General features: G+C 72.5%; 10 protein-coding genes. 5 read left to right on the plus strand and 5 right to left on the minus strand.

Annotated features, from left to right (window positions below; genetic code table 11):
* Positions 1 to 6: 6 nt before the first annotated feature.
* Positions 7 to 1623: a PucR family transcriptional regulator gene (locus Actkin_RS14665; protein WP_258907629.1), complete on the minus strand. Its 1617-nt coding sequence runs from the start codon at positions 1621 to 1623 to the stop codon at positions 7 to 9.
* A 133-nt stretch (positions 1624 to 1756) separates the two neighbouring features.
* Between Actkin_RS14665 and Actkin_RS14670 the strand changes: the two genes are divergently transcribed.
* From Actkin_RS14670 to Actkin_RS14680, 3 genes are all read left to right on the plus strand, one after another.
* Complete coding sequence (locus Actkin_RS14670; protein WP_258907630.1) at positions 1757 to 3247, plus strand: CoA-acylating methylmalonate-semialdehyde dehydrogenase; 1491 nt, start codon at positions 1757 to 1759, stop codon at positions 3245 to 3247.
* 34 nt (positions 3248 to 3281) lie between these two features.
* The gene (locus tag Actkin_RS14675) at positions 3282 to 4658 is read left to right on the plus strand and encodes an aspartate aminotransferase family protein (protein WP_258907631.1); all 1377 of its coding nucleotides are present in this window, start codon (positions 3282 to 3284) and stop codon (positions 4656 to 4658) included.
* A 219-nt stretch (positions 4659 to 4877) separates the two neighbouring features.
* The gene (locus tag Actkin_RS14680) at positions 4878 to 5738 is read left to right on the plus strand and encodes a metal-dependent hydrolase (RefSeq protein ID WP_258907632.1); all 861 of its coding nucleotides are present in this window, start codon (positions 4878 to 4880) and stop codon (positions 5736 to 5738) included.
* Between the two features lie 37 nt (positions 5739 to 5775).
* On the opposite strand, the gene Actkin_RS14685 is transcribed toward Actkin_RS14680, so the two are convergent.
* The 4 genes from Actkin_RS14685 to Actkin_RS14700 form a co-directional block, all read right to left on the minus strand.
* Complete coding sequence (locus tag Actkin_RS14685) at positions 5776 to 7143, minus strand: Evf family palmitoylated virulence factor (protein ID WP_258907633.1); 1368 nt, start codon at positions 7141 to 7143, stop codon at positions 5776 to 5778.
* A 109-nt stretch (positions 7144 to 7252) separates the two neighbouring features.
* On the minus strand, positions 7253 to 7837 hold the full coding sequence (locus tag Actkin_RS14690) for a LuxR C-terminal-related transcriptional regulator (RefSeq protein ID WP_189214158.1): 585 nt from the start codon (positions 7835 to 7837) through the stop codon (positions 7253 to 7255).
* A 216-nt stretch (positions 7838 to 8053) separates the two neighbouring features.
* Positions 8054 to 8992 carry a sigma-70 family RNA polymerase sigma factor gene (locus Actkin_RS14695; protein WP_189214159.1) on the minus strand — a complete coding sequence of 313 codons (939 nt, stop codon included), beginning with the start codon at positions 8990 to 8992 and terminating at the stop codon, positions 8054 to 8056.
* A gap of 10 nt (positions 8993 to 9002) precedes the next feature.
* Positions 9003 to 10208 (minus strand): NAD(P)/FAD-dependent oxidoreductase, encoded by a 1206-nt coding sequence (locus Actkin_RS14700; RefSeq protein WP_258907634.1) that lies wholly within the window; start codon positions 10206 to 10208, stop codon positions 9003 to 9005.
* Positions 10209 to 10350: 142 nt separating this feature from the next.
* Here Actkin_RS14700 and Actkin_RS14705 point away from each other — a divergent pair, with 142 nt between their 5' ends.
* Complete coding sequence (locus Actkin_RS14705) at positions 10351 to 11685, plus strand: hypothetical protein (RefSeq protein WP_258907635.1); 1335 nt, start codon at positions 10351 to 10353, stop codon at positions 11683 to 11685.
* 59 nt (positions 11686 to 11744) lie between these two features.
* The gene (locus tag Actkin_RS14710; RefSeq protein ID WP_258907636.1) at positions 11745 to 11969 is read left to right on the plus strand and encodes a hypothetical protein; all 225 of its coding nucleotides are present in this window, start codon (positions 11745 to 11747) and stop codon (positions 11967 to 11969) included.
* Positions 11970 to 12129: the final 160 nt, after the last annotated feature.

Raw genomic sequence — 12129 nt, forward strand, 5'->3', positions numbered from 1 at the left:
ACACTGTCAAGGGGTGCGCGCGGCCTGGTCGTAGGCGAGCACCGCGAGGTGCAGCGTCAGGCGGGTCTCCGCGTCGGCGATGTCGCGGCCCAGCACGTCCGACAGCCGCTTGAGCCGCGCGTACACCGCCGGGCGGCTCAGGTGCAGGGTGCGGGCGAGCACCGCGATGTTGCCGTTGGCGGCCAGATAGGTGCGCAGGAGGTCAAGCAGCTGGTCCTGCTCGTCGCCGTGCCGCGGGGAGCGGTGGCTGAGCAGGGGCTGGAGCTGCAGTTCGGCGAACCGGTGCAGCCGGGGGTCCGCGCGCAGCGACCACAGCAGACCGCGCGCGCCGAGGTCGCGGCTGCGGTAGACCTCCCGCTCGCCGACCCGGTCGGGGTCCGCGGCCACCACGTCGGCGATGTGGGTCGCCTCCTCCAGCGCCGCCGACAGGCCGGTGAGCTTGCCCGCCGGGGCCGCCGCGGCCGCCGAGGTGCCCGAGGGCAGGCGCGGCTGGGCGGCCATCGCGCTCAGGAACGACCGGACGGCCGCGGGCTCGTCGGCCTCGGACGGACAGGGGAACACGACCGCGACCCGGCCGGGGGCGGTCACCCCGGTCAGGGCCGCCCGGCCCTGCGCGCGGGCGGTCGCCGCGGCGGCGTCGAGCGCTGCCTGGTCCAGCGCGGCCGACGGCGAACCCGGCGACCCCACGGTGAGCACGAGGACGGCATAGGCGCGGCCGGGCCGAAGGCCGAGTGCCCGCAGCCGCGCGCTCATCGCCCGCTCGTCGGTGAGCTGACCGGCCAGCAGGTCCCGGAGGAGGCCGCCGTGCGCGTCGAGGGAGACGTCCCGGCCCTCGCCGTGGAGCATGCGGGTGATCGCGAGCGTGTCGGCGGCGCGTTCGAGCACCGCGGCCACCCGGTCCGCGTCGGTTACCGCCAGCGGCACGACCAGCCGCCCCCACCGGCCCCGGCGCGGGCCGACCGGGGTGCACAGCCAGCGCTCCGGGCCCGCGACCGCGGTCTCGGCGCCCGCGGCGGCCAGCCGCGACCGGGCCTCCCAGTCGCGCAGCAGCTCCTCGGCCTGCGTCGTGCCGCTGAAGGCGATCGCGTGGTGGGACAGGTCCTCCAGGACGACCGGGTGGTCCCCGAGGGCGCTGGCCTTGGCCAGGATCTCCTCGACGCGGGCGCCCTCGACGGTCAGCGTCGTGAACACCTCGTTGACCGTCTGCGTGAACCGCAGCCGTTCGTGCTGGACGTTGAGGATGCGGGCGTGCACGGCCTCGGTGATCTCGACGAACCGCACGGTGCGCCGCAGCTCCACCAGCGGGAACCCCAGTCGGCGCGCGGTGCGGACCATCGGCTCGGGCAGCGCGGGCAGGTGCCCGCCCAGCTCGACCACCAGCCCGCTGGCCCCGGCGTCGCGCAGCGCGGCGACGTAGGCGGCCAGGTCGACGCCGGGGTCGGTGGCGACGATCCCGGTGGACAGCAGCAGCTCCCCGCCTTCGAGCGTCCCCGCCACGTTGCTGATCTCGCTCACGTGCACCCACCGGACGGGCCGGTCGAGTGCGTCGCCGCCCGCGCGCACCCGGGGACGACCCGCCCGCACGGCGGGGGTGGCGAGCACGTCCGCCACGGTCGGGTACATCGCCGGACCCTAACACGCGGTTTTACACATCGTCGGTCCTCGTGCTTGATCAGCGGCACTGTGTAACTGGTTGGCCTGGGGCCGCGCACCCGACGCTGGGGGCAACCAGTCGGTCGCAGGCGGAGGGAACGGGATGAGCGCGGACATCGTGGGGCACTGGATCGACGGCGCGGAGGTGCCCGGGGACCCGGGCCGCGCGGCCGACGTGTTCGACCCCGCCACCGGCAAGGTCGCCCGCCGGGTGGCGCTGGCGGGCGCGGAGGAGGTCGAGCGCGCGGTGGCCGCCGCGGCCGCCGCCTTCCCCGGGTGGCGCGACACCTCCCTGTCCCGGCGCACCCGGGTCCTCTTCGCGTTCCGCGAGCTGCTGCACGCGGCCGCGGACGAGCTGGCCGAGATCATCACCGCCGAGCACGGCAAGGTCATCTCCGACGCGCAGGGCGAGGTCGCGCGCGGGCTGGAGGTGGTGGAGTTCGCCTGCGGGATCGGCCACCTCGTCAAGGGCGCGCACACCGAGAACGCCTCGACCGGCGTGGACGTGCACTCCGTCCGCCAGCCCCTCGGCCCGGTGGCGGTGATCAGCCCGTTCAACTTCCCGGTGATGGTGCCGCTGTGGTTCGTGCCCATCGCGATCGCGGCGGGCAACACCGTGGTGCTCAAGCCGAGCGAGAAGGACCCGTCGGCGGCGCTGCTGCTGGCGCGGCTCTGGCAGCGCGCGGGCCTGCCGGACGGGGTGTTCACCGTGCTGCAGGGCGACAAGGAGGCCGTCGACGGGCTGCTCGACCACCGGGACATCAAGGCCGTCTCGTTCGTCGGCTCGACCCCGGTCGCCCGGTACGTCCACCAGCGCGCGAGCGCGGCGGGCAAGCGCGTGCAGGCGCTGGGCGGGGCGAAGAACCACATGGTCGTGCTGCCCGACGCCGACCTCGGGCAGGCCGCCGACGCCGCGGTGAGCGCCGGGTTCGGCTCCGCGGGCGAGCGGTGCATGGCGATCAGCGTGGTGGTCGCCGTCGGCGCGGCGGCCGACCCGCTCGTGGCGGCGATCGCCGAGCGCGCGCGGGGCATCCGCGTCGGCGACGGCAGGCTGGGCTGCGACATGGGGCCGCTGGTGACCGCCGCCCACCGCGACCGGGTGGCCGCCTACATCGCCGAGGGCGAGCGGGCGGGCGCGACGCTGGTGCTCGACGGGCGGGACGCGGCGCTCGGGTCCGACGGCTTCTTCCTCGGCCCCACCCTGCTCGACCACGTCACGCCCGCGATGTCGGTCTACACCGACGAGATCTTCGGCCCGGTGCTCTCCGTCGTGCGCGTCGACACCTACGCCGACGCGCTGGCCCTGGTCAACGCCAACCCCTACGGCAACGGCACGGCGATCTTCACCGCCGACGGCGGCGCGGCCCGGCGCTTCCAGAACGAGGTCGAGGTCGGCATGGTCGGGGTCAACGTGCCGATCCCCGTCCCGGTCGCCTACTACTCCTTCGGCGGCTGGAAGGACTCGCTGTTCGGCGACACGCACGCCCACGGCGTCGAGGGCGTGCACTTCTTCACCCGGGGCAAGGTCGTCACCTCGCGCTGGCCGGACGGCGGCCAGCGGGGGCTGAGCCTCGGCTTCCCGCGCAACGACTGACACGACGACTGACTGACACGACAGGACGGCACCCATGACACTCACCGAGCACTCGCCAGCGGCCACCGGTCGCGCCTCGGCCGCCTGGGGACACCTGTGGCCGCACTTCACCAGGATGTCGGCCGGCACCGGGCCGGTGATCACCCGAGGCGAGGGCGCCTACGTCTGGGACGACCGGGGCAGGCGGGTCCTGGACGGGCTGTCCGGCCTGTTCGTCGTGCAGGCCGGACACGGCCGCCGCGAGCTGGCCCAGGTCATGGCCGCCCAGGCCGAGGAGCTGGCCTACTTCCCCGTCTGGGGCTACGCCACCCCGCCGGTGGTCCGGCTGGCCGAGCGGCTGGCCGACGCCGCGCCCGGCGACCTCGACCGGGTCTTCTTCACCACCGGCGGCGGTGAGGCGGTGGAGAGCGCGTGGAAGGTGGCCAAGCAGTACTTCAAGCTCACCGGCCGCCCGCTGAAGCACAAGGTGATCAGCCGTGCCGTCGCCTACCACGGCACCCCGCAGGGCGCGCTGGCGATCACCGGCCTGCCCGCCATGAAGCAGCAGTTCGAGCCGCTGACCCCGGGCGGCTTCCGGGTGCCCAACACCAACATCTACCGCGCCCGCGAGCACGGCGACGACCCGGTCGCGTTCGGACGGTGGGCGGCGGACCGCATCGAGGAGGCCATCCTCTTCGAGGGGCCGGAGACCGTCGCCGCGGTCGTGCTGGAGCCCGTGCAGAACTCCGGCGGCTGCCTCACCCCGCCGCCGGGGTACTTCCAGCGGGTCCGCGAGATCTGCGACACCTACGACGTCCTGCTCGTCTCCGACGAGGTGATCGGCGCGTTCGGCAGGCACGGCACCACGTTCGCGTGCGAGAAGTTCGGCTACGCGCCCGACATCGTGACGTGCGCGAAGGGCATGAGCTCCGGCTACGCCCCGATCGGCGCGATGATCACCACGGAGCGGATCGTCGAGCCGTTCCTGCGCGGCAAGACCATCTTCCCGCACGGCTACACCTTCGGCGGCCACCCGGTGGCGGCCGCGGTCGCCCTGGCCAACCTCGACATCTTCGACAATGAGCGCCTCAACCAGCGCGTCCTGGACAACGAGGCCGCGTTCGGGGCGACCATGCGCAAACTGCTCGACCTCCCGATCGTCGGCGACGTCCGCGGCGACGGCTACTTCTGGGCGGTGGAACTGGTCAAGGACAAGACGACCAAGCAGACCCTGGACGCGGACGAGCGCGAACGCCTGATCCGCGGCTTCCTGCCCCAAGCGCTGTTCGACAACGGCCTGTACTGCCGCCCTGACGACCGCGGCGACCCGGTCGTGCAGGTCGCCCCGCCCCTGATCTGCGGCCAACCGGAGTTCGACGAGATCGAGCGCATCCTGCGCCACACCCTGACCGAGGCCGCCACCCTGCTGTGACCGCCGCGCCGCCCTGACCTCGGGAGCCGGATGGCAGGGTCAGGGCGGCGGTGAGGGGCCGCACAGTCGACGAAGAGGCAGATGATCGCCCTGCGGTTTTGTCCACAGAGAACACGTTTCCGGCTGGTGGGCGCCCGCCGCGGCGGAGGGCCTACCTAGGACCTCCGGTAGCTGTTACCGTCAGTCCGGCTATCGTCGGTCGACGCACGGGAGCACGCGATGAGCATGGCAGGCAAGCCCGTCCCGCACCGCGACGTGCGGACTCGGCGGATCCGCTTCGCGTATCCGAGCGGGTCGCTCGACCGGCACTACGTCAAGGGCGACCTGGTGATGAGCCACATCGTCGCGGTGCTGTCGGCGATGTTCCCCGAAGGCGAGGACTTCTTCGTCCGCTCGGTGCGTGACCAGGCCGGGAAGATCACCGACCCGGCGCTGAAGAAGCAGGTCGCGGGCTTCATCGGGCAGGAGGTGACGCACGGCCGCGAGCACCGCGCCCTCAACGAGCGGCTCCAGCAGATGGGCTACCCGACCCGACGGGTGGACTGGCACACGCGGGTCGCGCTGCGCCGGGCCGAACGTCTCCTGAACCCCATGACCTGCCTGGCGATCACCGCGGCCCTGGAGCACTACACCGCCGCGCTGGCCGAGACCCTGCTGAGCGACGAGCGCGCGCAGGAGCTGCTGGGCACCACGGAAGTGCGGGAGATGCTGCTCTGGCACGCCGTCGAGGAGTCCGAGCACAAGTCCGTCGCCTTCGACGTGTACCGCGTGGCGGGCGGCACCGAACGCCGCCGCATCTGGACCATGCGCGCGGTCAACGTCGCCTTCCTGTTCGGCGTCGTCCTGCACACGATCTTGTCGCTGCTCGCCGACCGCGCCGCGTACAACCCGCGCAGGCTGTTCCGGAGCATCGCGGCGCTGCGCCACTCCCCGTTCCTCACCAGCGCCGTCGTGCGGCGCATCCGCGCCTACACCAAGCCCGGGTTCCACCCGGACGACGACGACAACACGGCGTTGCTGGAGCGCTGGACCGCCGAACTCTTCGGCGAGGGCGGCAGGCTGGTCGACCACCTGCGCTGACCCCACGCGACGCCGTGTCGCCGTCATCGCGGGGCCCCTACGCCAGCGTCAGCCGACGGGAGCGGTTGGCCTGCACGAGCGGGTAGGCGCGCAGATCGACGTTGAACGCGCCCAGCCCGTGCGGCGCGACCGGCGAGGCCGAGACCGTGCCGTCGAGGATCATGTCCAGCTTCTGCTGCGCGTCCTGATAGTTCACCGCCTGCGCTTTGTCCAGGTACGCCAGGAACTTCTGGTGCTCGGCCGAATTCCCGTCCAGCACGGCGGCGCTGACCCCGGTGACGTAGTACTCGTAGTTGAAGTCGAAGGTGATCTGCTGGAGCTTCGAGCACGGCGTGGTGAACTCGGTCTGGTGCGCCGACACGGAGAGGTAGTAGTACTTCAGCTTCGGGAAGTACCGGTAGATCGGCTTGTCCGGATCGGTGTTCTCCTGCACGGCCTCGTGGCACTGGCCGAGCAGCGCCACCGAGTAGGTGCGCGTGCGGTCGTCCCAGCTGTGCCGCAACGTGTCGCCGACGCCGGAGATGAACCCGGTCACCCCGCTGATGATCGAGCTGGGCACCATGACGGCGTCGAACACCGTCTTGATGAACGCCGTGCTGAACTCGGCGAGGTACTGGGTGTCGGAGTAGGTCTCCCGGGTCAGCGAGTAGTCGGTGAGGCCGCCCGCCTCCTGCAGCAGGAACTGCATGTAGTGCGTGACGGCCGGGGACCACTGGTCGGCCGGCGGCGCGTCGTCCTGCAACGGCTTGATCTTTCCGTTCGCCAGCGCGGTGAAGACCTTGATCCGCAGCGTCGAGAAGAAGTTGGCCATCTTGTCGAACACCGCGGTGCCGGTCTTGAACTCGGCGTTGTCCTTCACCAGGCTCGTGGACAGGTTGATGAAGGAGATCAGCCCGTCGGAGTCGATGAACTTCGTGGAGTCCGCGGCCGCCCCGAGTGGTTCCGGCTCGGCGAGGATCAGGTCCAGCCGTTGGTGGGCGCTGTCCATCGCGGCGTCCGGGACCGGCGCGGCGGCGGTGTTCAGCAGATTGGGCGGATGCTGCGGCGCGTTGCACTGCACCCGGTTGTTGGTGCGGCCCGTGGTGTACCCGCGCGGGATCGCGGGGATCCAGAGGTAGAGGCCGGACGGCCGGTACTCGGTCCCGCTCGGGTTCACGCCGCGGCTGGCGACCGGCCGGTCGCCGGTGATGAGCGTGGTGGGCTCCCAGCTCCGCGGTGGGTGCGTCGACGCGGGCACCCAGTACGACCCGGTGTCGAAGGTGGCGACCTGATAGTGCCAGTGCGCCGTGGTGGACCAGTCCCAGCCGTGCAGCCTGCGGAAGGTGCCGTCGCCGTTGCTCCCGTAGACCTCCACGCCCGGCCAACCCGCGATCGTCGTGCCCGCGACGGACAGTGTCTCGCACATGGTGCCTCCTCCTGGCTCGGTACGGCGGCCGCCGTACGTCGAGCCAGTCTGTGGCGGTGCGCGGTCGCGCGGCATCGTCACAATCGACTACTCAGTCACAATCGACAACTCAGGGGTCGTGGTCGGCCAGGTTCAGCTCGCGCCAGCCGCGTCGGCCCTCGGCCACCGCGGCCAGCTGGGACGGCACGTCCAGCTTGTGCAGGATCGAGCGGATGTGCGCGCGCACCGTGGCGATGCTGACCTGGTCCCGGCGGGCGATCTCGGCCGCGGCGCGGCCCGAGGCCAGCCCGGCCAGCACGGCGCGCTCCCGCCCGGTGAGCCGGTCGATCCGGTCCTGCAGGACCAGCCTGCCGCGCAGCGCGTCCAGCAGCCCGTCCCGGCGCCCGGTGGCGGTGAGCGCGCCCTGCACGGCGTCCAGCAGGTCGAGGACCGGCAGGTCGCGGTCGACCACGCCGGTCGCGCCCGCGTGCACGGCGATGATCATCTCCTGCGGGCTGCGGACCGACCCGAGCACCACCGTCGGGATCGCCCGCGCGGCGCACTCGGCGACGACCTTGGCCACCGCCATGCCGCCGCCCGGGATGATCAGCGCCGCCTGGGCTGCCGTCGCCGGGTCGGCGACGCACGTCCACCCCAGCGCGGCGAGCCCGGTCGCCAGCACGGCGCGCAGCACCCCCACGCCGAGGAGCCCCACGGTCCGCGCGTCCCCGCCGCGGGGCTGTGGCGCCCAGGTCCCCGGCCCCACCGGTTCGGTTGGATGTCTGTGCGACGACCCACCTCCCCGTGCCACCGATCACCGCAGACGGTGACAGGTCCACCGGGAGCCGGGCAACGAGCCGGACGAAGGGTTAGCTTTTCGGGTGAATCCTCCTCAGTGGAGGAAACACGCCGCCGTCGCTGTGCTTTCGGGTCACCACTGGGCGATGAGCGGCGCGTCCGGCTCGCGCTGCCGCCAGACCTCGGTGACGCGGGCCAGGCGGGTGGGGGAGGCGATGCCGCGCACGGTCGCGATCCTGCCGTTGGCGATGTCGAACGCGACCGAGCCGACGACCCGGTCGCCGAGCACCACCAGGATGGCGGGCCCGCCGTTGACCAGCGCGTAGTGGATGGCGGGCGTGCCGCCGACGAACCGCCGTTTCGCGGCGGTGGGCTTGAAGCCCGCCCGCGCGATGGCGGCGATGCGCTCCGGGGTGTCGTAGTGCAGCAGCGTCTCGGTGAGACCCGCGCCGTCGGTGATCGCGGTGGCGTCGTCGGTCAGCAGCGCCACCAGCCGGTCGATGCGGCCCGAGGTCGCCGCGGCGAGGAACTCCTCAACGATCCTGCGGGTGGACGCCGGGTCGACCTCGTCAGCGCGGCGGCGGGCCGCGGAGACGCGGCGCCGGGCCCGGTGCAGGTGCTGCTGGCTCGCCGACTCGGTGATGTCGAGGATCTCGGCGATCTCGGCGTGGCTGTGGGAGAACGCCTCGCGCAGCAGGTAGACGGCCCGCTCGACGGGGGACAGGCGCTCCATGAGGGTCAGCACGGCCAGCGAGACCGACTCGCGCTGCTCGACGGTGTCCGCCGGGCCAAGCATGGGGTCGCCGTCGAGGAGCGGTTCGGGCAGCCAGGCGCCGACGGTGCGCTCGCGGCGCGCCTGCGCCGAGCGGAGCCGGTCGAGGCACAGGTTGGCGACGACCTTGGTCAGCCAGGCCTCGGGCACCGCGATCAGCCGCCGGTCGGCGGCCTGCCAGTGCAGGAACGCGTCCTGCACCGCGTCCTCGGCGTCGGCCGCGGAGCCGAGCATGCGGTAGGCCAGCGAGGCCAGCCGGTTCCGGCTGGCCTCGAAGCGGTCGGTGGCGGTCGCGTCCACGGGGACCACCCTAGGCGGCCGCGGTTCCGACGGCGGTCACGGCGGACGCGTCCGGCACGGCCAGGCGGCGCTTGCGCTTGGGCAGGCCGAACGTCGGGTGGGAGGTCGCCCACAGCGCCGTCCTCAGGATGCCCGCCTTGATCCGCGCGGCCGCCCGCCCGCCCAGGTACTTCGGCTTCGCCAGCCCCTGTTCGTCGACCAGCTGCAGGATCGCGTCCCGCCGCCCGAGGCTGATGTGGTTGCCCACGTAGGTCAGCTTGACGGTCGGGATCGGGCGGCCGGTCAGCCGCCCCATGATCGCCTCGAGGGCCTGCTTGCCGGTGTACCCGGCCGAGGCGCAGGACATCGGCAACGGCAGTCCGTTGTCGCCGATGGCGCGGACGCTGTCGCCCGCGGCGTAGACCTCCGGGTGCGAGACCGACCGCATGGTGCGGTCGACGACGATCTGGCCGTTCTCGGCGACCTCCAGCCCGCTGGCGGCGGCGATGGGGTGGACCGCGAACCCGGCAGTCCACACGGTGGCGTCGGACCGCAGGACGGTGCCGTCCGCGCACAGCACCCGCGTCTGCTCGACGACCTCGACGGTGGCGTGCTCCACGACGGTGATGCCCAGCCGGTCGCAGGCCCGGCGCAGGTGGGCCCGCGCCCCGGCGGAGAGGCGGGCGCCCAGCTCCCCGCTGGCGATCAGCGTCACGGCCAGCCCCGGCCGGGACTCGGCGATCTCGGTGGCGGTCTCGATGCCGGTCAGGCCGTCGCCGACGACCAGCACGCTCCCGCCGCCCCGCTTGTCCAGGCCGTCCAGGCGCTCGCGCAGGCGCAGCGCGGAGGCCAGGCCGGTGACGTCGAAGGCGTGCTCGACCACCCCGGGGACGCCGTGGTCGGCGACGTGGCTGCCGAGCGCGTAGAAAAGCGTGTCGTAGGGGAGTTCGCCGCCGCCGTCGGCGTCGGCCAGGGCCACGACCCGCCGGTCCGGGTCGACGGCGGTGACCCTGGCCAGGCGCAGCCGGACGCCCATGCCCGCGAAGACGTCGGCGAGCCGCACGGTCGCGATGTCCTGGCCCGCCGCGAGCTGGTGCAGCCGCAGCCGCTGGACGAAGTCCGGCGCGGCGTTGACCACGGTGATCTCGGTGTCCTCCTGGGACAGCCGCCGGGCGAGGTTCCCGGCCACGTAGGCCCCGGCGTAGCCCGCGCCGAGGACGACGATGCGGTGCTTCATGAGCTGCTCCTGTCGGTTCGCTTGGCTTCGGTGACTTGAGCGGGACAGCGCGCCGATTGCTGACAGGAACCGCGTATGGCGTGGGTCACACCCCCGGGGCTGCCGAAGTGATCAAGCCGGGCACCGCGGCTACGATCGACGGATGACCCGGAGCCGCGGCCTGCCGATCATCGCGGCCGGTGTGGTGCTGTTCGCCTCCGCATGCGACGAGACGGCGGAACCCGGGCCGTCCTCGACCGCGCCGACCACCTCCGCGGCGGCGTCCGATCCGGATGCCGATCCCCGGTCCCGGCTCGCCCGCGAGCTCGCGCCCGCGGTGTGGCTGGCCGACGGGGAGGTCAACCTGCCCATGGACGCGAGCCGCTTCGTCGCGGGCGCGGATCTCTGGTTCGACCACGGGAAGCTCTGTAAGGACGACAAGCCGGTCGCGACCGAGGTGAGCGAGTCGGGGCTGGCGAGCGGCGAGTACTCCCACCCCGCGGCCTCCACGATCCAGCCGCACAGCGAGGACCCGCTGCCCTGCACGCACGACGAGGACGCCACGCTGTACCGCACCAACAGCGCCGAGCGGCAGGTGTACGGCGACGGCCGCGGCTTCTACCTCGACCTCGACGACGATCTGCGCCGCGGCGACGGCGCGACCGCGCCCGTGTACTGGCAGCACGTCGGCGACCCGGACGGGCACGGCGCCTTCGTCTACTGGCTGTTCTACGGCTACAACGACTTCATCAACAACCACGAGGGCGACTGGGAGCGGGTCGCCGTCCAGGTCGACGGCGGGCACCAGACCGGGATGGTCTTCTGGCGGCACAACGAGCCCGCGTGCCACCTGCCGTGGAACCGCCTGGAGTTCGCCGGGAACCGCCCGGTCGCCTACGCGGCCAAGGGCTCGCACGGCTCCTACCCGCGAGCGGGCGCGTTCCCGCTCGCCACCACGGCCGTCGCCGACCGGACCTCCGCGGGAACGCCGTGGCACACCTGGGAGAGCCTGCGCTCGGTCGAGGAGGAACCGTGGTGGGGCTACCGCGGCCTGTGGGGTGTGATCGGCCCGGAGAGCCTGGGCGCGTCCGGCATCGCCGGCCCGAACCCGGACCGCAGGCCGACCGTCGAGTACGACGCGCTCACCACGCTCGCGTGCCCCGCCGTCGACCGCCGCTTCCTCGGCGACTGGGAGTCGCGCGGACCGGTCGAGCAGCCGGGATCGGGGACCGCCTACCACGCCCGGCTGTCCCTAAGGGACGGCGACGTCGGCGACGAAGTCGGCACCTCCCACTACCCGGAGCTGGGCTGCACCGGCTCGCTCAAGCTCCTGGAGAGCGCCCCGGAGAAGCTCGTCGTCCTGGAGACCATCACCTCCGATCCGCGGTCGAGGTGCGCGAGCCTGGTCACGATCACCCTCGGCATCGACGGTGAGTCCCTGTCCTACTCCGCCGACTACGAGCCCGGCGCGGCCGAGGCGACGCTCGTTCGGCAGTAGCGTCCCGGATACGGTCAACGCAGCGTGGTCATCACCGAGTGACAATCCGATCGGCGCTGATGATCGCGCTGATCACGATCCGCCTTCGGCGATTAGCGTTGCCGCGCGGGAACCGGCGGATGAACTCCAAGGAGCCCCGCAGCCCAGGAGAACGGCCGATTCCGGCCCGGGCGACGGCGATCCGGACCGCAAGGCCGACCGGCATCTTCGGGATCGCTGTGACGCAGCGCACCAGAGTGACAGGTGCTGACTTGCGGTCTTTCCGGGCGCTGAACGCGTCGTGACGATTGATCGAAGATAGTTCTCTGCGCGCGCTCCACGCGCACCTTCTGGCACCTTGGCGACCGAAGTTCCGTGGATGTCGAAACTACTCCGCAGTCGGGTGATCGGCACTGCGTCGATCGGGTTGAGAAAATTTCTTCCACGCCACGCCATGTGCGACCG

Source organism: Actinokineospora sp. UTMC 2448 (assembly GCF_024760565.1).
In the GTDB taxonomy this organism is placed as follows: domain Bacteria; phylum Actinomycetota; class Actinomycetes; order Mycobacteriales; family Pseudonocardiaceae; genus Actinokineospora; species Actinokineospora fastidiosa.

Bases quoted from the DNA above. Each gene is read 5' to 3' on its own strand.
- Actkin_RS14665 (WP_258907629.1), bottom strand. From the start codon at position 1,623: ATGTACCCGACCGTGGCGGACGTGCTCGCCACCCCCGCCGTGCGGGCG.
- Actkin_RS14670 (WP_258907630.1), top strand. From the start codon at position 1,757: ATGAGCGCGGACATCGTGGGGCACTGGATCGACGGCGCGGAGGTGCCC.
- Actkin_RS14675 (WP_258907631.1), top strand. From the start codon at position 3,282: ATGACACTCACCGAGCACTCGCCAGCGGCCACCGGTCGCGCCTCGGCC.
- Actkin_RS14680 (WP_258907632.1), top strand. From the start codon at position 4,878: ATGAGCATGGCAGGCAAGCCCGTCCCGCACCGCGACGTGCGGACTCGG.
- Actkin_RS14685 (WP_258907633.1), bottom strand. From the start codon at position 7,143: ATGTGCGAGACACTGTCCGTCGCGGGCACGACGATCGCGGGTTGGCCG.
- Actkin_RS14700 (WP_258907634.1), bottom strand. From the start codon at position 10,208: ATGAAGCACCGCATCGTCGTCCTCGGCGCGGGCTACGCCGGGGCCTAC.
- Actkin_RS14705 (WP_258907635.1), top strand. From the start codon at position 10,351: ATGACCCGGAGCCGCGGCCTGCCGATCATCGCGGCCGGTGTGGTGCTG.
- Actkin_RS14710 (WP_258907636.1), top strand. From the start codon at position 11,745: ATGATCGCGCTGATCACGATCCGCCTTCGGCGATTAGCGTTGCCGCGC.